20 protein-coding genes are annotated in these 21,456 nt (G+C 65.9%); 10 read left to right on the forward strand and 10 right to left on the reverse strand.

Features of this window, described 5'->3' with window-relative positions:
* Nucleotides 1-279 precede the first annotated feature (279 nt).
* The 3 genes from kdpA to kdpC are packed head-to-tail and all read left to right on the forward strand — an operon-like array spanning nucleotide 280 to nucleotide 4,728.
* Nucleotides 280-2,022 (forward strand): potassium-transporting ATPase subunit KdpA, encoded by a 1,743-nt coding sequence (gene kdpA, locus NE609_RS03575; protein WP_256151748.1) that lies wholly within the window; start codon nucleotides 280-282, stop codon nucleotides 2,020-2,022.
* A gap of 13 nt (nucleotides 2,023-2,035) precedes the next feature.
* On the forward strand, nucleotides 2,036-4,105 hold the full coding sequence (gene kdpB / locus NE609_RS03580; RefSeq protein WP_256151749.1) for a potassium-transporting ATPase subunit KdpB: 2,070 nt from the start codon (nucleotides 2,036-2,038) through the stop codon (nucleotides 4,103-4,105).
* A 17-nt stretch (nucleotides 4,106-4,122) separates the two neighbouring features.
* Entirely contained in the window at nucleotides 4,123-4,728 is a 606-nt protein-coding gene (gene kdpC / locus NE609_RS03585; protein ID WP_256151750.1) for a potassium-transporting ATPase subunit KdpC, read from the forward strand.
* Nucleotides 4,729-4,857: 129 nt separating this feature from the next.
* Here kdpC and NE609_RS03590 read toward each other — a convergent pair whose 3' ends face one another.
* The 5 genes from NE609_RS03590 to NE609_RS03610 form a co-directional block, all read right to left on the reverse strand.
* Nucleotides 4,858-5,904, reverse strand: a complete 1,047-nt coding sequence (locus NE609_RS03590) for an FAD:protein FMN transferase (protein WP_256151751.1) — start codon at nucleotides 5,902-5,904, stop codon at nucleotides 4,858-4,860.
* A 62-nt stretch (nucleotides 5,905-5,966) separates the two neighbouring features.
* Entirely contained in the window at nucleotides 5,967-8,009 is a 2,043-nt protein-coding gene (locus NE609_RS03595; RefSeq protein WP_256151752.1) for a hypothetical protein, read from the reverse strand.
* A gap of 19 nt (nucleotides 8,010-8,028) precedes the next feature.
* Nucleotides 8,029-9,045, reverse strand: a complete 1,017-nt coding sequence (locus NE609_RS03600; RefSeq protein WP_256151753.1) for a polyprenyl synthetase family protein — start codon at nucleotides 9,043-9,045, stop codon at nucleotides 8,029-8,031.
* Nucleotides 9,038-11,038: an NAD(P)/FAD-dependent oxidoreductase gene (locus NE609_RS03605; RefSeq protein ID WP_370867128.1), complete on the reverse strand. Its 2,001-nt coding sequence runs from the start codon at nucleotides 11,036-11,038 to the stop codon at nucleotides 9,038-9,040. The genes NE609_RS03600 and NE609_RS03605 overlap by 8 nt, the downstream gene beginning before the upstream one ends.
* Before the next feature lie 50 nt (nucleotides 11,039-11,088).
* Complete coding sequence (locus tag NE609_RS03610; RefSeq protein WP_242970865.1) at nucleotides 11,089-11,418, reverse strand: helix-turn-helix transcriptional regulator; 330 nt, start codon at nucleotides 11,416-11,418, stop codon at nucleotides 11,089-11,091.
* A gap of 197 nt (nucleotides 11,419-11,615) precedes the next feature.
* Here NE609_RS03610 and NE609_RS03615 point away from each other — a divergent pair, with 197 nt between their 5' ends.
* The 7 genes from NE609_RS03615 (at nucleotide 11,616) to NE609_RS03645 (ending at nucleotide 17,727) form a co-directional block, all read left to right on the forward strand.
* A complete protein-coding gene (locus NE609_RS03615; RefSeq protein WP_256151755.1) occupies nucleotides 11,616-13,316 on the forward strand; it encodes a menaquinone biosynthesis decarboxylase in 1,701 nt (566 codons plus the stop codon).
* 18 nt (nucleotides 13,317-13,334) lie between these two features.
* Nucleotides 13,335-14,207: a 4-hydroxybenzoate octaprenyltransferase gene (locus NE609_RS03620; RefSeq protein WP_121587464.1), complete on the forward strand. Its 873-nt coding sequence runs from the start codon at nucleotides 13,335-13,337 to the stop codon at nucleotides 14,205-14,207.
* Nucleotides 14,208-14,220: 13 nt separating this feature from the next.
* On the forward strand, nucleotides 14,221-14,790 hold the full coding sequence (locus tag NE609_RS03625) for a UbiX family flavin prenyltransferase (protein ID WP_256151756.1): 570 nt from the start codon (nucleotides 14,221-14,223) through the stop codon (nucleotides 14,788-14,790).
* Nucleotides 14,787-15,722 (forward strand): ABC transporter substrate-binding protein, encoded by a 936-nt coding sequence (locus NE609_RS03630; protein ID WP_256151757.1) that lies wholly within the window; start codon nucleotides 14,787-14,789, stop codon nucleotides 15,720-15,722. Before NE609_RS03625 ends, NE609_RS03630 begins: the two co-directional genes overlap by 4 nt.
* 5 nt (nucleotides 15,723-15,727) lie before the next feature.
* On the forward strand, nucleotides 15,728-16,471 hold the full coding sequence (locus NE609_RS03635; RefSeq protein ID WP_256151758.1) for an ATP-binding cassette domain-containing protein: 744 nt from the start codon (nucleotides 15,728-15,730) through the stop codon (nucleotides 16,469-16,471).
* Nucleotides 16,468-17,208 carry an ABC transporter permease gene (locus tag NE609_RS03640; protein ID WP_256151759.1) on the forward strand — a complete coding sequence of 247 codons (741 nt, stop codon included), beginning with the start codon at nucleotides 16,468-16,470 and terminating at the stop codon, nucleotides 17,206-17,208. Before NE609_RS03635 ends, NE609_RS03640 begins: the two co-directional genes overlap by 4 nt.
* A 111-nt stretch (nucleotides 17,209-17,319) precedes the next feature.
* Nucleotides 17,320-17,727, forward strand: a complete 408-nt coding sequence (locus NE609_RS03645) for a helix-turn-helix domain-containing protein (RefSeq protein WP_256151760.1) — start codon at nucleotides 17,320-17,322, stop codon at nucleotides 17,725-17,727.
* Nucleotides 17,728-17,830: 103 nt separating this feature from the next.
* On the opposite strand, the gene NE609_RS03650 is transcribed toward NE609_RS03645, so the two are convergent.
* The 5 genes from NE609_RS03650 to NE609_RS03670 form a co-directional block, all read right to left on the reverse strand.
* A complete protein-coding gene (locus NE609_RS03650; RefSeq protein ID WP_121587470.1) occupies nucleotides 17,831-19,195 on the reverse strand; it encodes an FAD-dependent oxidoreductase in 1,365 nt (454 codons plus the stop codon).
* Between the two features lie 16 nt (nucleotides 19,196-19,211).
* A complete protein-coding gene (locus tag NE609_RS03655; RefSeq protein ID WP_101552011.1) occupies nucleotides 19,212-19,634 on the reverse strand; it encodes an Rrf2 family transcriptional regulator in 423 nt (140 codons plus the stop codon).
* 59 nt (nucleotides 19,635-19,693) lie between these two features.
* The gene (locus tag NE609_RS03660; protein ID WP_256151761.1) at nucleotides 19,694-19,993 is read right to left on the reverse strand and encodes a hypothetical protein; all 300 of its coding nucleotides are present in this window, start codon (nucleotides 19,991-19,993) and stop codon (nucleotides 19,694-19,696) included.
* Complete coding sequence (locus NE609_RS03665; protein ID WP_256151762.1) at nucleotides 19,990-20,733, reverse strand: TlpA disulfide reductase family protein; 744 nt, start codon at nucleotides 20,731-20,733, stop codon at nucleotides 19,990-19,992. The genes NE609_RS03660 and NE609_RS03665 overlap by 4 nt, the downstream gene beginning before the upstream one ends.
* A 110-nt stretch (nucleotides 20,734-20,843) precedes the next feature.
* Nucleotides 20,844-21,317, reverse strand: coding sequence for a rhodanese-like domain-containing protein (locus NE609_RS03670; RefSeq protein WP_256151763.1), 474 nt, complete (start codon nucleotides 21,315-21,317; stop codon nucleotides 20,844-20,846).
* Nucleotides 21,318-21,456 lie beyond the last annotated feature (139 nt).

Below are 21,456 nucleotides of genomic sequence, written 5' to 3' on the forward strand. Positions count from 1 at the left end.
AAAGATCGTTAGAAGAACATTACGATATCCGCGCCCGATGTAAAGATTCCGTTAAGATTCCATTAAGGGCCCTTCCGTTTACGGAACCTTAACGCCGGCCCCCCAAAGCCTAACGCCGCGTTTACGGCATCCGTGCTATAAATAGAGCGTTGAGCAAAACACCCCAACACGAAAGAAAGAGGTGACCAACGCAATGAGTGCCGTAATCGCCGCCATCGGCGCCGCATCGGTCCTGATGCTCGCTTATCTGGTTTATATTCTGTTCAGAGGTGATGAAAAATGACCAACCACATCCTGCAATATGTCCTTTATCTTTTGATTCTGGTTCTGCTGGGCGTCCCGCTGGGCAAATATATGTACCACGTCATGACCGGCGAAAGGACCTTCCTCTCCCCCCTGCTGCGGCCGGTCGAAAAGGGGCTCTGCAAACTCATGCGCATCGACCCGGCCCAGGAGATGACCTGGAAGCAGTACGCGCTGGCCGCCGTGATGTTCAGCGCCTTTGGATTTCTCTTCCTGTTCCTTCTCAATCTCTTCCAGGGCGTTCTTCCCCTCAACCCCGAAGGACTGCCCGGCTGCTCGTGGCATCTCTCCTTCAACACGACGGCCTCCTTCGTGACCAATACCAACTGGCAGTCCTACTCGGGAGAGAGCACCCTCTCCTACCTCACGCAGATGCTCGGGCTGACGGTGCAGAACTTTGTCTCGGCCGCGACGGGAATCGCCGTGATGTTCGTGCTCATCCGGGGGTTCACGCGGGTGAAATCCACCGGGCTCGGCAGCTTCTGGACCGACCTCGTGCGGGTGACCCTCTACATCCTCATCCCGCTGTCCATCGTGGTCGCGCTCGTCATCGCCTCTCAGGGCGTCGTGCAGACGTTCGCGCCCTATGACACCGTCGACCTGCTCCAGCCGGTCGTGCTGGAGGACGGCGCCGCCGTTACCCGGCAGGTCGTCCCGCTCGGCCCCGCCGCCAGCCAGATCGCGATTAAACAGCTGGGGACCAACGGCGGCGGCTTCTTCGGGGTCAACTCGGCGCACCCCTTTGAAAATCCGAACGCGCTTTCCAACCTCTTCGAGATGATCTCCCTGCTGCTCATCCCGGTGGCCTGCTGCTTCACCTTCGGGTACGGCGTCCGGGACAAACGCCAGGGACGCGCGCTCTTTTTGGCGATGCTCATCCTGCTGGTGGCCTTCCTCGGCATCGCAGCGGCCTCGGAGGCGGGCGCCACGCCGCAGCTCGCGCAGGAGGGCGCGGTGGACATCTCCGCGTCCGGCGCGCAGGCGGGCGGCAACATGGAGGGCAAGGAGTCCCGCTTCGGCATCGCGGCCTCCACGACGTGGGGCGTCTTCACGACCGCGGCCTCCAACGGCTCGGTCAACTCGATGCACGACAGCTACACCCCCTTCGGCGGCATGGTGGAGATGCTACAGATGGAGCTCGGCGAGGTCGTCTTCGGCGGCGTCGGCTGCGGGCTCTACGGCATGGTCGGCTTTGCCATTCTCACCGTCTTCATCGCCGGGCTGATGGTCGGGCGCACGCCCGAATACCTCGGCAAAAAGATCGAGCCGCGCGAGATGAAGATGGCGGTGCTCGTCTGTCTGGCCACCCCCGTCGCCATCCTGATCGGCACCGGGCTCGCCGCCGCGCTGCCCGCCACCGCCGATTCCCTCAACAACGCCGGCGCGCACGGCTTCTCCGAAATCCTCTACGCCTACTCGTCGGCCGGCGGGAACAACGGCTCCGCCTTTGCGGGCTTCAATGCGAACACCCCCTTCCTGAACGTCTCGATCGGCCTCGTTATGCTCTTTGTGCGGTTCGTGCCGCTCATCGCGACGCTCGCGATCGCGGGCTCCCTCGCGGGCAAAAAGAAGGTCGCGGAGAGCGCCGGGACCCTGCCCACCCATAACGCCCTCTTCATCGGGCTGCTGATCTTCGTGGTCCTGCTCGTCGGCGCGCTGAGCTTCTTCCCGGCGCTCGCGCTCGGACCCATCGCAGAGTTCTTCCAGATGATTGCTTAAAGGAGTGAACCTCATGAATCAAAAACAGACGGCCTTTGTCACAAAAGAGCTGATGATCCGGGCGGTGAAGGACTCCTTCGTCAAGCTGGCCCCCAAGACCCAGCTGCGCAACCCGGTCATGTTCCTCGTCTATGTCTCGGCGGTCCTGACCACCGCCCTCTATGTCTGCTCCCTCTTCGGGGTAGCGGACGCGCGCCCCGGCTTTATCCTCGCCGTGGCGGTCATCCTCTGGTTCACCGTCCTCTTCGCCGACTTCGCCGAGGCGATCGCCGAAGGGCGCGGCAAGGCGCAGGCCGACGCGCTGCGCGCCGCCAGACAGGACGTGACCGCCAACAAAATCCCCTCCCCCGACCGCCGGGACGAAATCACCCGCGTCAAGAGCGCCTGCCTCCGGAAGGGCGACCTCGTCCTCGTCGGCGTGGGCGAACAGATCCCCGCCGACGGCGAGGTGATCGACGGCGCGGCGTCGGTCGACGAAAGCGCGATCACCGGCGAATCCGCGCCGGTCATCCGCGAATCGGGCGGCGACCGCAGCGCGGTCACCGGCGGCACCACCGTCACCTCCGATCAGCTCGTCATCCGCGTCACAAGCGAGGCGGGTGAGAGCTTTCTGGACAAGATGATCGCGATGGTCGAGGGCGCCTCCCGCAAGAAGACCCCCAACGAGATCGCGCTGCAGATCCTGCTCGTCGCTTTGACGATCATCTTTCTGCTCGTCACCGTCTCCCTCTATCCCTTTTCCGCCTTCTCCGCCGGCCAGGCCGGGATGGCCAATCCCACCTCGGTGACCGCGCTGGTCGCCCTGCTCGTCTGCCTCGCGCCCACCACGATCGGCGCGCTGCTCTCCGCCATCGGCATCGCGGGCATGAGCCGCCTCAACCAGGCCAACGTCCTCGCGATGAGCGGCCGCTCGATCGAGGCGGCGGGCGACGTGGACACCCTGCTGCTCGACAAGACGGGCACCATCACCCTCGGTAACCGGCAGGCGTACGAGTTGATCCCCGTCGACGGCACCGACATCCACGAGCTGGCCGACGCGGCGCAGCTCTCCTCGCTCGCCGACGAGACCCCCGAGGGGCGCAGCGTCGTCGTGCTCGCCAAGGAGCAGTTCGGTCTGCGCGGGCGGAACCTCGGCGGCCTGCACGCCAGCTTCATCCCCTTCACCGCCAAGACCCGGATGAGCGGCGTGGACTACGCCGGCAACGAAATCCGCAAGGGCGCGGCCGAGGCGGTCAGGGCCTACGTCGCCGGGCAGGGCGGCGCCTACTCCAAACAGTGCGAGGAGGCCGTCGAGCAGATCGCCCGCCAGGGCGGCACCCCCCTCGTCGTCGCCAAAAACGGGCGGGTGCTCGGCGTCATCCACCTCAAGGACATCATCAAGCAGGGGGTTAAGGAGAAGTTTGCCGACCTGCGCAAAATGGGCATCCGCACCGTCATGATCACCGGCGACAACCCCCTCACCGCCTCCGCCATCGCGGCGGAGGCCGGGGTGGACGACTTTCTGGCCGAGGCCACCCCGGAGGGCAAGCTGCAGATGATCCGGGACCTGCAGGCCAAAGGACACCTCGTCGCAATGACGGGCGACGGCACCAACGACGCGCCCGCGCTCGCGCAGGCGGACGTGGCCGTCGCGATGAACACCGGCACGCAGGCGGCCAAGGAGGCGGGCAACATGGTCGACCTCGACTCGTCGCCGACCAAGCTGATCGACATCGTGCGCATCGGCAAGCAGCTCCTCATGACCCGCGGCAGCCTGACCACCTTCTCGATCGCCAACGACGTGGCCAAATACTTCGCCATCCTGCCCGCCCTCTTCATGGGGCTCTACCCCGGGCTTTCCGCCCTCAACATCATGGGCCTGCACAGCGCCGAAAGCGCCATCCTCTCGGCGATCATCTACAACGCGCTCATCATCGTGGCGCTCATCCCGCTGGCCCTCCGGGGCGTCCGCTACCGGGAGGTGCCCGCCGCGAAGCTGCTCTCCCGCAACCTCGTCGTCTACGGCCTCGGCGGTATCATCGCCCCGTTTATCGCCATCAAACTGATCGACATGCTGCTCGTCCTCTTCGGGCTCGTGCTCTAAAGAAAGGCGGTTATCACATGAAAACCCTGAAAGAATATACGGTCAAGGCGCTTGTGATCTGCGTGGCGCTCACCATTCTCTGCGGCGTCGTCTACCCGCTCGCCGTCACCGGAATCTGCCAGCTCGCCTTCCCCAAACAGGCGAACGGCAGCATCATCGAGATCGACGGGAAAAAGTACGGCAGCACCCTGCTCGCGCAGGAATTTACCGGCGACGAGTACCTCTGGGGCCGCGTGATGGTCCTCAACACCGGCACCTTCTTCGATGATGACGGCAGCCCGCTCTTATACGCGGGCCCCTCCAACAAAAGCCCCGCGAGCACGGAATACGGGCGGATGATCGCCGAGCGGGTCGAAAAAATCCGCGCCGCCCATCCCGAGCGCGCGGACGAACCCATCCCGGTGGACCTCGTGACCGGTTCCGGCTCGGGGCTTGACCCGCACATCTCCCCCGCCGCGGCCGAATATCAGGTGGAGCGGGTCGCGCGGGCGCGCGGCGTCACCGCCGATGAGGTGCGCGCGGTAATCGCGGAATACACCGACGGGCGGCTGCTCGGCGTATTCGGGGAACCGACCGTCAACGTGCTCGAGGTGAACCTCGCCCTCGACGGGATTTTAAAGTAAGATTCCCAAATGATAAGGCCCGCCGCAACTGCGGCGGGCCTTATCATGTTCCTTTTCGCTTGTAAAAAGGACCCGAAAAACGCCTGCGGGATTGGACTTTTCGCCGCTTTTAAAAAGCCGGCAACCCATTTAAAGAACCGCTTCCGCGAAGCCGCCGCTCTCACGCAGCGACCCGTCGGGCATCACCCACAGCGCCTCGGTGTCCTCCATCCCCTCCACGAGCGCCAGCCCCTCCTCATAGGGCATGTTGTAGAGCGCCGTCGACAGCGCGTCCGCCACCCCCGAGTCGGGCGTCAACACGCTCACCGCCGTATAATAAGCGGCGGGCATAAGCGTCTCCGGGTCGATGATGTGGTGGTAGGTCTTTCCGTCCACCGTGTAATACCGCTGGTAGCTGCCGCTCGTCACAAGCGAGCGGTCCCGAAGCCCCACCGTACAGAGGAACTGCGGGCCGCCCTCCCCCATATCGGAGTTCTGCACTCCCACCTTCCAGGGGGAGCCGCGCCCGTCCATGCTCCCGATCGCGCGCACGTTGCCGCCCACGCTCACGAGCAGGCTTTCGATCCCCTTTTCCTCCGCCGCCCGGCAGGCCCGCTCGACCGCGTAGCCCTTGGCGACCGCTCCCACGTCGAGGCGCATCTCCGGGTCCGCGAGATAGACGGTCGAGGCCGCCTCGTCGATCATGACCTTGTCGATGTCGGTGTGCGCCGCCGCCTCCCGCAGCTTTTCCATCGGCGGCAGCTTGGCGGAAAGCGGGTCGTCGATCCCCCGTTCCCGGTAGTCGTGCCAGATGGACAGCACGCTCCCGAACGCGACGTTCACCTTCCCGCCCGTGAAGGCGTAGAGCTCCTTCGCCTCAAGCAGCAGGTCGATCACCGGGCGCTCCACCACGACCGGCGCGACGCCCGCGCGGTCGTTGATCGTCTTGATGTTGTGGACGCCCTCGTAGTCGTTATAGATGTCGTAGAGCCGGTGGTAGCGTTCCAGCTCGTCGTGAATGAACTGCGCCTCCTCGGTAAACGCCGCCTTGTCGTCGGTGTAGCCGACGATCGTCGTCACCGTATCGAAGAGGGTCAAAAAGGTCGCCTCATACCGCGGCGTCTCCGCCTCCGGCCGCCCGCAGGCGGGCAGCGCCGCCAGCAGCAGCGCGAGCAGGCATGCCGTCCATTTCCTCATCCGTTTGCACTCCCGAAAAAGGAAGGGACGGTCCCCGTCCCTTCCTTTTCATTTTATTCCGTTCAGCCCGCGTTTTCGGCGGCCTTCTGAAGGATCGTGTTAAAGTCGCCGATGCCGATCGTCACCGAGGCGGCCAGCTCCGCGTCCGTCGGGGAGCCGTGGTCGTTCACCGCCAGACCGGAAAGCTCCGCAGGGGTCTTGCCCAGCGCGTACTGCGCGTAGTTCTCCGCCTGCTGGTACCACTCCAGCCCGATCCCCGAGGCCTTCTTCATGCCGTAGGCCTCCTTGAGCTCGTTCTTCGTCTGCGGCGCGACCGTCAGATCGGTCGTGATCTTGCCCGTTTTGTCGAAGTTCACGTTGCTCTGCGAGCCGTCGAGGACGCAGCTCGTAATCCGGCCGTCCGGCCCAAACGTCGCCGCCGTGTACATCGAATACGCCTGCGCCAGGCCGTCCTCGTCCCCCGCGTCGGTGGATTTCGACATGTTCGTCTCGATCCCCAGCCCGAGCCTGTCGCCCGCCTTCGCGCCCATCGGCTTCGCGTTCGCGACCGCCTTCTCCACCGTCTCGAGCCAGCCGCCGACCGACATCGTCACCGACGACGCAAGCTCCGCGTCGCCCGCGTGCCCGTCCTCCGTCACCGCGATGCCCTTAATTTCATCCAGCGTCTTTCCGGTCACATAGGAGGCCAGCGCGTCCGCCTGCTCGTTCCACTCCCTGCCGATGCCGGAGGCCTTCTTCATGCCGTAGTCTTCCTTAAGCTCCTGCTTGGTCCGGAACATCGTGTCCGTCCCCACGAGCAGCTTGCCCTCCTTCGAGAAGGGGATCTTCGCCTGCACCCCGTCGATCTTGCAGTCGACGATGCGGCCGTCCGCGTCGACGAGCACCGCCACGACGTTCGAGTCCGCCTGCGCCAGGCCGTCCTCCTCGCCCGCGTCCTTCGAGCTGCCCACCGAGTTGATCACCGCCAGCCCGGTCATAAGGCCGCCCTCGCTCAGGGAGGCGGCGCCCGCGTTTTCGGCGGCCTTCTGAAGGATCGTGTTAAAGTCGCCGATGCCGATTGTCACCGAGGCGGCCAGCTCCGCGTCCGTCGGGGAGCCGTGGTCGTTCACCGCCAGGCCAGAAAGCTCCGCAGGGGTCTTGCCCAGCGCGTACTGCGCGTAGTTCTCCGCCTGCTGGTACCACTCCAGCCCGATCCCCGAGGCCACCTTCATGCCGTAGGCCTCCTTGAGCTCGTTCTTCGTCTGCGGCGCGACCGTCAGATCGGTCGTGATCTTGCCCGCTTTGTCGAAGTTCACGTTGCTCTGCGAGCCGTCGAGGATGCAGCTTGTGATCCGGCCGTCCGGCCCAAAGGTCGCCGCCGTGTACATCGAGTAGGCCTGCGCCAGGCCGTCCTCATCCCCCGCGTCGGCGGACTTGGACATGTTCGTCTCGATCCCCAGCCCGAGCCTGTCGCCTGCCTTCGCGCCCATCGGCTTCGCGTTCGCGACCGCCTTCTCCACCGTCTCGAGCCAGCCGCCGACCGACATCGTCACCGACGACGCAAGCTCCGCGTCGCCCGCGTGCCCGTCCTCCGTCACCGCGATGCCTCTGATCTCATCCAGCGTCTTGCCCGTCACGTAGGCGGCCAGCGCGTCCGCCTGCTCGTTCCACTCCTTACCGATGCCGGAGGCCTTCTTCATGCCGTAGTCTTCCTTCAGCTCCTGCTTGGTCCGGAACATCGTGTCCGTTCCGACGAGCAGCTTCCCCTCCTTCGAGAAGGGAATCTTCGCCTGCACCCCGTCGATCTTGCAGTCGACGATGCGGCCGTCCGCGTCGACGAGCACCGCCACGACGTTCGAGTCCGCCTGCGCCAGGCCGTCCTCGTCGCCCGCGTCCTTTGAGCTACCCACCGAGTTGATCACCGCCAGTCCGGTCGAAAGCTCCGCGCCCGCCGGGACCTGCACCGGATTCTCCGGGGCGGGGTTCTCCTGCGGCTGCTGGGCCCCGCCCTCGGACGAAGCCTGCGGTCCGAAGGGGGAATACCCCTTCGGCAGATTGGAACTGCATCCCGCCAGCAGCGAAGCCGCCAAAGCGAGGCTGAGCGCCGTCGCAAAAAATCGTTTCATATCGATCCTCCTTTGATCGTCATCGGCCGGACTTCGCCGCCGGCTGTAGCTTGAGGCCGTAAAATGCCCTGTCCAGAATCTCCGTGAGCCGCCGCCGCTTTTCCTCGGGAGCGCCGAGCTCCCCGAGCAGCTTGGCCGCGCGGTCGTAATAGCGTTTGGAAAGCCGGCGAGCGTCGTCCAGCCCGCCGCTCGCGCGGACCCGTTCGTCCACCTCGGCGCGCGCGAGTTTCCCTCTCCGCGCGCGCTCGAGAAAGGCGGGGTCCTGCTCGAACGCCCGGATGAGCGGCAGTGTGACGACCCCCTGCTCGTAGTCCGACCGCACCGGCTTTTTGGCCGTCGCCTCGTCAGATTCAAAATCGATGCAGTCGTCGGTGAGCTGGAAGATCATGCCGATCTGCCGCCCGAGCCGCGCGTACCGGCGGATGAGCCGCTCCTCCTCTGTAAAGAAGAGCGCGCCCGCGTAGAACGCCGCCTCAAAGAGGGCGGCCGTCTTGCCCCCGATGATCTTGAGGTAGCGGTAGGCGGTCAGCTCGAGGTTGCCGTTATTGAGGTGCTGGCCCAACTCCCCGAGGCAGATGCGCCCCACATAGTCGGGCAGCCGCAGGTCAAGGTAACGTTCCCGGTCGCCCACCTGCGCCGCGAGCCGCAGGGAAGCGGCGAGCAGGTAGTCGCCGCAGATGACCGCCGTGCGCCTGCCGTACATGCGCTGGAGGGTGGGGATGCCGCGCCGCAGGTCGGCGTCGTCGATGACGTCGTCGTGCACGAGCGTCGCGAGGTGGAGCATCTCGACGGCGGCGGCCAGCTCCGCCGCGTCGGCGGGAATCCCGCCGTCCTCCCCCTGTGCGCAGGCGAGCAGGGCGGCGGCGCGGATCATCTTGCCCCGCGCGCCCGCGAGGTGCGCGGTATAGCTGCGGATCAGACCCGGCGAGCCGGTGAGGGCCCCGTCGATGCGTTCCTTCACCGCCTCGAACGCCGCGTCAAATCCGGGGTAGCAGGCGGCCTGGGGGCGCGCCTGATTTTGTGTCGCGTCAATCATTGTAGAGATACCACTTTCTGACAAACCTGACGTTTTTCCAGTGTTTTTTTAGGGCGGGCATGACGTAGTAGTCGAGGCCCAGCGTCCTGCCGCCGCCGACGAGCACCGCGATCGCGGCGAAGATCATCCAGAAGGTGTTGAGGTAGAGCCCCGTCGTGGTGACGAACATGAACTGGAGCACGAGCGAGGCGGCGGAGGCGGGGAAGTTGAAGAGCCCGCCGATCAGCGCCAGCCCGATGAGGATCTCAAGCACCACGATGGTGATCTGCATGAACATCTGCATCCCGTCGCTGGCAAGCACCACATGGTCGACGAACCAGTTGATAAAGGGGATGTCGATCTTGAAGGCGTAGTCCGCCAGCGTGGAATGGGCCAGGTCGGTGCCGCTGACAAGCGTCACGTCCATAAATCCGAGCAGCCGGTAGCTGAACACCGCCACGCCGCTGGCCACCGCCTCGCCGACCTCGGCGGTCGCGGTGGCGACCGCGTCGACGGCCCCGGAGGTCGCGCCCGCGACCGCGTTGACCATATCGGTCACGTTGCGCGCGCCCGCGGCGGAGAGGATCTTGTTGAAGAAGCCGGTCGCGCCGCTGAAGAAGCCGGTGAGCTGCGGGGTCTGCATCCAGCCCTCGACGACCTTCATGACGCCCTCGAACACCCAGCAGACGCCCAGCCAGACGCGCAGCGGCACGAGCAAAAAGCTCGGGGTGCGGTTGGAAAAATGCCCGCCCACAAAGCTGCGGCAGTTGCGGATGGTGAAGAACTCGTGCTTGAGGTAGCTGATGACCTTGTTCCAGCCGAGCACCTGCACGAAGTAGACGACGTTGATGAAATGCTTGGTAAACATCGCTAAGAAGGAGGGCAGGCAGATCATGTGGTTGGGGGTGCCCACCTGCGCGACGCCGTACCTGCCGCCGACCGACACCATGACCCCGTGGAACTTGGGACGGTAGTCCTCCAGCTCCCCCTGCCCGGTGAGCTGCACCGTCAGGTTGTGGGCGATCGTGTCGGCGCTCTGCTCGCAGTTTTCGACCATCTGCGGGACGGGGTTCTCCTCCCCCTCGGGGACGTACATGATGTTGTCGCCCGCGATGAACACGTCCTCGTGGTCGACTGCGCGCAGATATTTGTCAGTGACGACCCGGCCGCGGCGGGCGGTCTGGAGGGCCTTGGCCGCCTCGGAGACGATGTCGCTCGACTCGATGCCCGCCGTCCAGATGACGGTGCCAGCCTGGTGGCACTCGACGGTGTCCCCCTGCTTGAGCTCGATGTAGTCCTTGCCGATGCCCGCGACGCCGGTTCCGAGCATGACCTGCACGCCCATCTTCGTGAGCCTGCGCTCCACCTTGTCGGAGAGCTTCTTCGGCAGGATGGGCACCGTGCGGTCGAGCACGTCGACGTCGAACATCGACACCTCGTCCCGGTCAATCTCGAATTTCTCGCAGAGCAGCGGCACCAGCTCGGCCAGCTCGCCCGCCATCTCGACGCCGGTGAAGCCCGCGCCGACCACATAGAAGGTCAGCAGCCTGCGGCGCTCGGCCGGGTCGGTCTCGCGCGCGGCGCGGCGGAAGACGTGGAGCAGGTGCTCGCGCAGGACGACCGCGTCGTCGTAGGACCACAGGGTATAGGAGATCTCCTCCGCGCCCGGCACGCCGAAGAAGGTCGGCTTGGAGCCGGTCGCGAGGATGAGATAGTCGTAGGGGTAGGTGCCCACGCGCCCTTCGAGCACCTTGCCGTCAAAATCGATCGAGGTGACCGTGTCAAGCACCACATGTACGTTGCGTCCCGCGAAGACCCGTTCGAGGCTGATCTTGATGCTGTCCTCGTCCACGCGGTGGGCGGCGACCTCGTGCAGCTCGGTGTACATGGTGTGGAAGGGGTTTTTGTCGATGACGGTGATCTGCACGTCCTCCTGTTTTTTCAGCCGTTTCGCCAGTTTTTTGGCGGTCAGGACGCCCGCGTAGCCCGCGCCGACAATGACAATGTTTTTCAATGCTTTCATCTCCTAAATGTGAACTCCGCCAGTTCGCTCCCGGCGTGGAATCATTTGCGCTCGTTCGTTTCGCCGTCCGGGGGCATCCCCGCCGCGGCCTTCAGCAGGAAGATCTCCTCGACCGTTTCGATCAGCCGGATCGCCCGCTGGTCGACGATCTTGTAGACCATGCTCTGTCCCTGCTTGTCGCACTCAACAATCCGGTTGGCCCGTAGCAGCGTCAGGTGCTGGGAGAGCGCCGACTGGGTGATCCCCTTGAGGCGCTTGTGCAGCTGCCCGACGTTCATGGGGCCGGTCATCAAATGGCAGAGGATGACCATGCGGTTTTCGTTCGCCAGCAGCGCGCAGAGCGCCGCCGCGTCCTTCGCTGGATTCGCCATTGATTCCCCCCCGTTTTTCGTGTATAATATTAAGGAAATTAGTAATTAAGCAATTTCTAATATAATTATATCTTTGGTATTTGTCAAGTATTTATCAATGGTTTTTTGCCATTTTATATAATGTGTCCAACTTCCTCGCCATCTATTTAACAAATTACCCGATAACCGTTTTTTCCAGAGAAAGGAGGCCGTCCAAATTGGCCTACCGGGACTTGCAGGCATTCATCGCCGCGCTCGAAAAGCGCGGCGAACTCATGCGGATTTCCGCGCCCGTCTCCCCCATCCTGGAGATCACCGAAATCGCCGGCCGCGTCATGAAGCGGGGCGGCCCGGCCCTTCTCTTCGAGCGGGTCGAGGGCTCCGATTTCCCCTTGCTCATCAACGCGATGGGCTCCGACGCGCGCATGGCGCTCGCGCTGGGCGCCGAAAGCCTCGACGAAATCGGCGGCGACGTGGCCCGCTATCTCGATTTCGGCAACTACACCTCCCTCGGAAACCTCATCCGCTTCGCCCCTCGTCTCCCGCGCCTCGCCGCCTGCTTTCCCCACCGGCGCCGCCTGCGCCTTACCCGCCCGCCCTGCCAGCAGGTGATCGAGCGGGAGCCCGACCTCTCGGCGCTGCCGGTGCTCCACTGCTGGCCGCAGGACGGCGGCCGCTTCTTCACCCTGCCGCTCGTCTTCACCAAGCTGCCCGGCGCGCGGACGCAGAACTGCGGCATGTACCGGATGCAGGTGCTTGACAGGACCTCCACCGCCATGCACTGGCACAAGCACAAGGACGGCTCTGCCATCTATGAGGCGTGGCGGGAGCACGGCGGGAAAATGCCCGTCGCGGTCGCGCTCGGCTGCGGCCCCGAGATCACCTACGCCGCGACCGCGCCGCTGCCGCCCGGTCTCGACGAGATGCTGCTCGCGGGCTTCCTGCGCAGGCGGCCCGTCGCGCTGACAAAATGCGTCGCCAGCGACCTGTGGGTGCCGCGGGACGCGCAGTTCGTGCTCGAGGGATACGTCGACACCGAGGAGCCCCCCGTGTGGGAGGGCCCGTTCGGCGACCACACCGGCTACTACTCGCTGGCCGACTGGTACCCCCGCTTCCACGTCACCTGCGTCACCCGCCGGAGAAACCCCGTCTACCTGGCGACCGTCGTGGGCAGGCCCCCGATGGAGGACTGCTATCTGGCGAAGGCCACCGAACGCATCTTCCTGCCCGTTCTGAAGCTGCAGATGCCCCAGCTGTGCGACCTCTGCCTCCCCTTCGAGGGGGTATTCCACAACTGCGCGGTCGTCTCGGTCAAAAACGACTTCCCCGGCGCGGCGCGCACCGTCATGAACGCGATGTGGGGGATGGGACAGATGCGCTACACCAAGCTGATCGTCGCGGTGGACGCGTCGGTCGACCCGCGCGACACCGGCGCGGTGCTCGCGGCGGTGCTCCAAAACGCCGATCCCGCGTCGGACTACCTCCTCTCGGACGGCCCGCTCGACGCGCTCGACCACTCGTCCGACCGCGCCCTCTACGGCGCGCGGCTGGGCGTCGACGCAACCGCGAAACCGGGCGTAACGCCCCGGACGGGGCGTTACGCCCTCCTGCCGGTCCAAAAGCGCGCGCCGGGCGACGGCCGGGAGGCCGCGCTGGCCGCGCTCGAGGCGGAGGGCGTCTCGTTCGCCGTGGCGCTCGACGACACGGTGAACCTCGCCGACCGCTCGGAGGTGCTCTGGCGGATCTTCAACAACATCGACGCGGGGCGCGACCTCGTGGTGAAGGACGGGAAAATCGCGCTCGACGCGACGAAAAAGCTGCCGGGGGAGGGGCTCACCCGTCCCTGGCCGGACGACATCACGATGTCGCCGGAAATGACCGCGCGGGTGGACGCGCGGTGGGAAGAATACGGATTCTGACGTGGAGGCGCCTTCGATATGGAACTCGCTCATAAACTGATTCGGAAGCTGCGCGCCTACGGGACGCTTGTGATGTTCAGCCACACGATCTTCTCCCTCTCGTTCGGCGCCGTCGCCTTCCTCGCCGCGTCGAACGGCAGGCCGCGACTCTGGACGGCGGCGTGGGCCGCGCTCGCCTTCCTGTCGGCGCGCACGGGGGCCAACGCCCTCAACCGCGCGATCGACGCGAGGATCGACGCGAAAAACCCCCGCACCGCCGGACGGCAGATCCCGCGCGGCGAAATCTCCGTGCGCGAGACGGTCGCGCTTTCAGCCGCCTGCTTCGCGCTGCTCGTCGTAAGCGCCGCGATGCTGAACCCCCTCTGCCTGGTCCTCTCCCCCCTCGCCCTTCTGATGATGGCCTTCTACTCCTACACCAAGCGGTTCACCTGGCTCTGCCACCTCTTTCTGGGCGCGACCTGCGGCATCGCGCCGGTCGGCGCGTGGCTCGCGGTGACGGGGCGGTTTTCCCTGCCGCCGCTGCTGCTCGGCGCGGCCAACTGCCTGTGGACCGCCGGCTTCGACGTCATCTACGGCTGCCAGGACTATGACTTCGACCGGCAAAACGGCCTTCATTCGATCCCCGTGCGGTTCGGCGTGGCGGGCGCGCTGCATATCAGCACCGCGTTTCATGCCGCGGCGCTCGTCTGCCTCGCGGCCTTCCTCCTGCTGGAGCCGCATATGGGACTTCTCTTCGGCGCGGGGCTGCTCGCCGCCGCCGCCCTCATGGCGGTGCAGCACACGATGGTCTCCCCCCGGCGGCTCGAGGGAGTCAACGTCGCCTCCTACAGCATGAGCCAGCTCACCAGCCTCGCGCTGCTGGTCTTCGGCATCCTCGACATCTACCTCTGAAAGGAGGGCTTCTATGGAAACCTACATCATCGGGATCACCGGCGCGAGCGGGAGCGCCTATGCGCTGCGCATCTCGGACGCCCTGCTGGAAAGCGGCGCGGCCCTGCGGGTCGTCGCCACCGATACCGGCCGCCGGGTGCTGGAATATGAGACGGGCGTCTCGCTCGAACGCTGGGCCGGGGAACGCCCCAACGCCGTGCTCGAGGACAACGCCGACCTCTTCTCCCCGCTCGCGAGCGGCTCGCGGCGGTTCGCGGGGATGGTGGTCGCGCCCTGCTCGATGTCGACGCTCGGCAGGCTCGCGTGCGGCGTCACGACCGACCTGCTCACCCGGGCGGCGGACGTCATGCTCAAGCAGCGGCGGCCCCTCCTGCTGGTGCCGCGCGAAACGCCGCTCACCTCGATCCACCTGCAGAACATGCTGACGCTCAGTCAGTGTGGCGCGACGATCCTGCCCGCGATGCCCGCGTTTTACCACCGCCCCCGGACGGTCGACAACCTTGTCTCCTTCGTGGCAGGCCGGGCGCTCGACTGCCTGGGCGTTGAAAACCATCTATATCAGCGTTGGAGGGAAGAACCATGAAAAAAACCATTTTGAAGCGCGCCGCGGCCCTGTTGCTCGCGGCGCTCGCCGCGGCGGGGCTCGCCGCGTGCGGCAGACAGCCCGAGCCCGATACGCTGCGCATCGGCGTCATGTATTCGTCCGACATCATCCCGCTGGCGGTCATGAAGGACCAGAAGCTCGATGAAAAGCAGGGCGTCGTCCTCGACATGCAGGTCTTCTCCTCCGCCAAGGACCGCGACGCGGCGCTGCAGGCGGGCGAGCTCGACGGGGTGTTCACCGATTTCATCGGCGTGTGCATCTACCAGAACGCCGGGCTCGACGTGAAGATCACCGGCATGACCGACGGCGACTACCTGCTGCTCGCCGGTCCGGATTCCGGCGTCACGACGCTCGCGGACGCCGCCGGGAAATCGATCGCGATTTCGGAAAACACGCTGATCGAATACGCGCTTGACTACATCCTTACGCAGGAGGGGTACGGCGCGGACTACCTCAAAAAGGCGGTCGTCCCCCGCATCCCCGACCGCCTTGAGATGCTGCGCAGCGGCGAGGTCGACCTCTGCCTGCTGCCCGAGCCGTTCGCGACCCTCGCCCTCACCGACGGCGCCGTCGAGCTCGGCAGCGCCAACACGGCGGGGCTCTATCCCGCCGTCTCCGCCTTCACCCAGTCGGCGATCGACGGGAAGGCCGGCGCGATCAGAAAGTACTACGCCGCCTACGACGAGGCGGTCGACTACGTGAACAACACCCCCCTCTCGGAATACGAGCCGGTCGTGATCGCGGGCGCGGGCTTCCCAGAGGAGCTCGCGGGCAGAATCGAGCTGCCCGTCTTCCGCAAAAACGCGCTGCCCGACGCCGCCGTCCTCTCCGACGCGGTCGCCTGGGCCTCGGGCAAGGGGCTCTGCCCCGCTTCCCTCACCCCAGCCGACCTGCTCGGCGACCTCGGATAAGCGCGATGCTGGAAGTTGAAAACCTCACGGCGCGCTACCCACGCGCGAGCCGCCCGGTCATCGACGGGCTCTCCTTCTCCCTCGGGGAAGGAGGGCTGCTTGCGCTGCTCGGGCCGTCCGGCTGCGGCAAGACGACCCTCGTGAACCTGCTGGCCGGCGTGCTCCCGCCCGCGGGGGGGCGCGTCCGCTTCTGCGGCGCGCCCCTCTCCCCGCGTGATACCGCCATCGGCCTCATCCCCCAGAGCTACGGCCTGCTCCCCTGGAAGACGGTGCGGGAGAACTGCCTTTTCTGCGCGCGGCTGCGCGGCGCGTCCGGCGAAAGGGAGCTTGACGCCCTCTGCGCGCGGCTGGGCATCGGCGGCCTGCTCGACCGCCACCCGCGCGAATTAAGCGGCGGGCAGGCGCAGCGGGCGGCGCTCGCGCGCGCGCTGCTCATGAAGCCGCGCCTGCTGCTGATGGACGAACCCTTCGCCGCGCTCGACGCGGCGGCGGCCGACCGCGCCAGACGGCTCTGCTTCGAGCTCTGGCGGGATTCGGGCGCAACGGCGGTCGTGGTGACCCATCGCCCGGAGGAGGCGCTCTACCTCGCGGGCCAGATCGCCGTCATGGGAAAGGGCGGGCGCTTTGCCCGCCTCCTGGAGAACCCCTGGCAGGGCCTGCCCGAACCGGGCGGCCCCGATTTCGAGGCGTTCTCCCACGAGCTGCGGCGGGAAATCCTGCTCGCCGCCGGAGAGGAGGCCGCGTCATGAAAAAGACGGGCGCCTTCCTGCTCGGCTTCGCGGCGGTCAACCTGCTCTGGCTGGCCGCCGCCGCGCTGCTCGACACCCGCGCGCTGCCCGGCCCCGTGGATGTATATGCCCACTTTGGGGACGTGCTCGCCGCGGGCGTCTTCCGCCACATCGGCGCGAGCCTCTGGCGGGTGTTCGCGGGGCTCTTCCTCGCGCTCGCGGTCGGGGTGCCGGTCGGCCTGCTGATGGCCGCCTCCCCCCGTTGGAACGCCCTGCTCCACCCGGTCGTCTACTTCTCCTACCCCGTCCCCAAGACCGCCCTGCTGCCCGTCGCGATGCTCCTCTTCGGCCTGCGGGACGGCTCGAAGATCCTCATCATCCTGCTGACCGTCCTCTTCCAGGTGATCGTCGCCACGCGGGACGCGGCCCGGGCCGTCGACCCCGGCCTCTACCAGGTGGCCGTCAGCGCAGGGGCCTCGCGCGGCCGCCTGCTCGGGCAGATCACACTTCCCGCCGTGCTGCCCGAGCTCTTCACCAGCCTGCGCATCGGCGTGGGCACCGCGCTGGCCGTCCTCTTCATCGTCGAGGCGTACGGCACCCGCGCAGGGATCGGCTACTACATCCTCGACGCATGGAGCCGCATCGACTACCTCGAAATGTACGGCGGCATCGTCGTGATCTCGGTGGTGGGCGCGGCGCTCTTTCTGGCAGTCGACCTGCTCGCCCGCCGCCTCTGCCGCTGGAAGGAGCCGTCCTGACGGCGCTCCACCGGAAACTCCACCAGCCGTTTACCCCGGTCGACCGTCATTCGCGTGCCAAACCCGGCGGCTTCTGGTATCATGAACACAATTACCAAAGGAGGGGCGCGGATGGATTATAACCACATGGGGGACCTCATCAGCAGCGTTCGGAAATCGAAAAACATGACGCAGAAGGAGCTCGCCGACCTGCTACACGTGACGGACAAGGCGGTGTCCAAATGGGAGCGCGGAATCTCCTGCCCCGACATCGGCACCCTTCCCGCGCTCGCGGACATCCTCGGGATCTCGACCGACGAGCTGCTGCGCTGCCGCGGGCAGGCTCCCGCCGAAAACCGCGGCGCGCCCGCGGGCCGGGAGCTCCGCCGGACGGCCCTGCTGGTCCTCCGGGCGGTCGGCCTCGCGATGGGCGTCGCCACACTGGTGCTTTCCGTGCTCGGGAAGCTGGACGGCCGGACGGCGGTCACCCTGCTGTCCGTCGGCGTCACCTGCATCGGGATCGTGCAGCTGTCGGAGTAATGTTATACAGTTGGTAATATATTCTATCATTTATCCCATAAAAAGGGACGCAGCGGCAAGCCGCTGCGTCCCTTTTTATGGGATATGAGGAGGTCAAAAGAAATCAGGCGAAGAGGTCGTTGAGCGCCTCGCTCATCGTCGGGTGGGTGAAGACCTGCCTGCCGAGCACGGTATAGTCGGCGTCGAGGTCCATCGCGAGCTTGACGATGTTGATCATCTCGTAGCTCTCCTCGCAGAAGAGCATCGCGCCCAGGATCTTGTTGGTGTCCGCGTCGACGACCGCCTTGAGCAGGCCGACGGGGTGCTTTAGCACCTGCGCCTTGGGGATGGCGGCGGCCGGCAGGGTGAGGACCTTCACATTGCGGCCCGCCTCGCGCGCCTCCCTTTCGTTGAGGCCGACGCGGGAGAAGGAGGGGTCGATGAAGACGCTGTAGGGGACGTTTTTGCGCCTGGCGGCGTCGTAATCGCCGCCCGAAAGCTGCGACCAGACGATCCGGAAATCGTCGAGAGAGACGTAGGTGAACTGCAAGCCGCCCACAACGTCCCCCATCGCCCAGATGTTCGGGGCGGTGGTGCGCAGCTTTTCGTCCACCTTGACCGCGCCGCGCGGAGTCAGCTCGACTCCCGCCTCGGCCGCGTTGAGGCCGTCGGTGTTGGGGCGGCGGCCGGTCGCGACGAGCACCGCGTCCGCCGCGAGCGTCTCCTCCGCGCTCTCCCGCGCGAAGGTCACCTCCGCGTGGTCGCCCGCGTCCGCGACCTTTTTGACCGCCGCGCCGATCTGGAAGGCGACGCCCTTTGCTTCGAGCGCCTTTTTGATTTCGGCGGCGATATCCGCGTCCTCGCGGGGCAGGAACACGGGCGCGCCCTCGAACACCGTGACCTGCGAGCCGAAGCCCGCGTAGATCGAGGCGAACTCGAGCCCGATGTAGCCTCCGCCGATGATCGCCAGCCGGCGGGGGAGCTTTTCAAGGTCCATGAGCCCCTCGCTCAGGTAGACGAACGGGTTCTCCCGGAGCCCCTCGATGGGCGGGACGACGGGGGTGGAGCCGGTGTTGATGAAGATCTGCTTCCCCTCGAGGACGAGCGTCTCCCCCCGGTCGGACACGACCTGCACCTGCGTCGGCGAAAGGAAGCTGCCCATGCCGTTGAAAACGGTGACGTTGGGGTTGCCGTCGAGCTTGTCAAAGTTCTTTTTGCGCAGCATGGCGGTCAGGCGGCGTTTCTCCTCGATGGCGGCGGCGTAGAACGCCTGCTTCTTCTCAAAGTCCGCGTTTCGGTGCCCATGGGAGATGCCCGAACTGCGCACCAGCGATTTGGAGGGGATGCACCCCACGTTGATGCAGGTGCCCCCATACATCCTGTCGGATTTTTCGATCATCGCGACGGTTTTGCCGCTCGCGCCGAGTTTGCCCGCAAGGGTTTTGCCCCCCTTGCCGAAACCGATTACGATTGCGTCATACTGCTTCACAAAAATGCCTTCTTTCTCAGCTCGTGTGTGGTCCGAATATTTTCCGGTCGATGTCCGCGATGGTGATCTCCCCCAGCCTGCGGCGGCAGAGCTCGTCGAGGTCGGAATAGATGTCGTCCATGATGTCCCCCATGCCGGAGGCCACCAGGCAGGCCTTCTCCCGGTCGCCCGGCTTCCAGCAGGCGGATACCAGCCGGACGTCGACCGCCTCGTCGATGCGGCGGAGGGTGACCTCCGCGGGAGCCTTGATGAAATGGTATCCCCCGTCGACCCCCTCCTTGGTGGCGACGAGGCCCGCCTTCTTCAGCTTGGCCATCACCTTGCGCACCCGCGCCGGGTTGGTGCAGATGTTTTCGGCGAGCGCCTCGCTCGAGACGGTTTCCCCCTTGTGGTTGAGATAGACCAACGCGTGTACCGCGATGGCGAATTCACTTGTCATCTGTGTTTCCTCCTTATTGCATCCACTAACTGTAATTGTACATCATACAGTTAGCGGAATCAAGAGGCAATCTGCCGCAGCCGCCGCAGAAGCCCTCCCAGCAGGACGAGATGCACCGCCAGAAGCGCGCCGTGCAAAAGCACGGCCCTTCCGGGGGCGAGCGCGCAGGCCAGCCCGCTCTGCTGGCGGGCGAGGACGGCAAGCTGGGAGGCGCCGTAGACCGCGGAGACGGCCATGCAGAGAAGGGGCGGCGCGCGGTTGCCGCCCAGCTTCACCAGCGCGCCCGCGGCGAGCAGGACCGCGAGGGCCGCCGCCACGCCCGCGAAGGAGAGCAGGGTGCTCAGGACGAAGTGGGTCATGCGTCCGCCTCCTCCGAAAGCGCCCGCAGACCGTCGTCGGCCATCCGGCGGAACTCCTCCGCCGTGCGCCCGCCGTAGAGCGATCCGCCGACGACGTTGCCCGCGCTGTCGAGCAGGAAGCTCTCGGGCACGGTGCCGAGATCCTTCAGCTTGATCGCGATCAGGTCGTCGGAGGGCAGCAGCTGCAAAAACTCCGCGCCCGTCATCTCCTGGATCTGCCGGATGATCTCGACCTCTCCCTCGCTGATCGAGCCGTCCTCCGCCTGCGCGCTCGCGGCGATCCCGATAATGTTCAGGTCCGCGCGGTCATATTCCGTGTAGAGCTGCTGGAGCGCGGCCATATCCGCCACGCAGGAGTCGCAGAAGGTGCTCCACACGCTCACGAGCGTGAGACGGCTGCCCGCCAGCACCTCCTCGGTGACGACGTTGCCGTCGAGGTCCTTCGCCGCCCAGTGGGTGAAGTCGGTGGCCAGGCTCTCCCCCGACATCTTGAGCGGGTAGGGCAGGTCGGCGCGGCAGCCGGGGATCGCCTTCACCGGCAGCTCCCCGCCCGGCGGCTGGGGCGCGGGGTCCTCGGAGGAGGTCTCCCGCAGCGCGGAGGCCGCCTCGGCCTGTTCCGCGCTCCGCACGGGGCCGGACGGCTCCGGGAGGGCGGGAGCCTCCGGAGCGGGAGCCGCGCAGGCGGCGAGCAGCGCGGCCATCGCCGCCGCGCCGAGCAGGGTCATCAGTGGGTTCTTCACATCCGTTCCTCCTTATATGATACAGCTTGCCGCCCGGCCCTGAAAAAAGAGCGCCAGCAGGAGCAGAAGCGCCGCTGCGGCCAGCAGGATTTGCAGCCGTTCGCCCCGGGTCATTCGCCGGTTACCGTGCCGTACGGCCAATCCACGATGCCCCCGAAGTCATAGACGTTGGTATAGCCGAGCGCGACCAGCTTTTCGGCAGCCTGCCGGCTGCGCACCCCCGTGCGGCAGTGGACGAGGATCTCCGCGTCGAGGTCGGGCAGCAGCGCGGGCTGCTCGTCTCCGATCGACTCGTTCGGGACGTTGATCGAGCCTTCGATCCGCTCCGCCGCATGCTCCTCCGGCGTGCGGACGTCGACGATGACCGCGTCGGGATTGGCGTCGAGCCGCTCCTTGGCCTCCTCAGCGGTGATCTTGTGGTATTCCGCCGCCGGGGCCGCGCCGTCCGCGCTCTCCCCGGCGTTCGTTGCGGAGGCCGGTGCCTGCGGGGCGGACGGGACCTCCCCGCTCTCCCGCGCGCACGCCGTGAGCGCCGCCGCCATGAGTGCCGCGCCCAGCAGGGCCATGAGGTGCTTCGCCTTCATGAGGTTCCTCCGTTCCTAACTGTAAATTTTGTTGTATCAGTTTATACTGTAATTATATCTATTACAGATAGTCTTGTCAACCCCCGCGGAAAAAATATTTTCTCGGAAACGCGGACCGGGCGCGGGCGGTCAACGGCCG

It is taken from the genome of Anaerotruncus sp. DFI.9.16 (assembly GCF_024461615.1).
In the GTDB taxonomy this organism is placed as follows: domain Bacteria; phylum Bacillota; class Clostridia; order Oscillospirales; family Ruminococcaceae; genus Anaerotruncus; species Anaerotruncus massiliensis.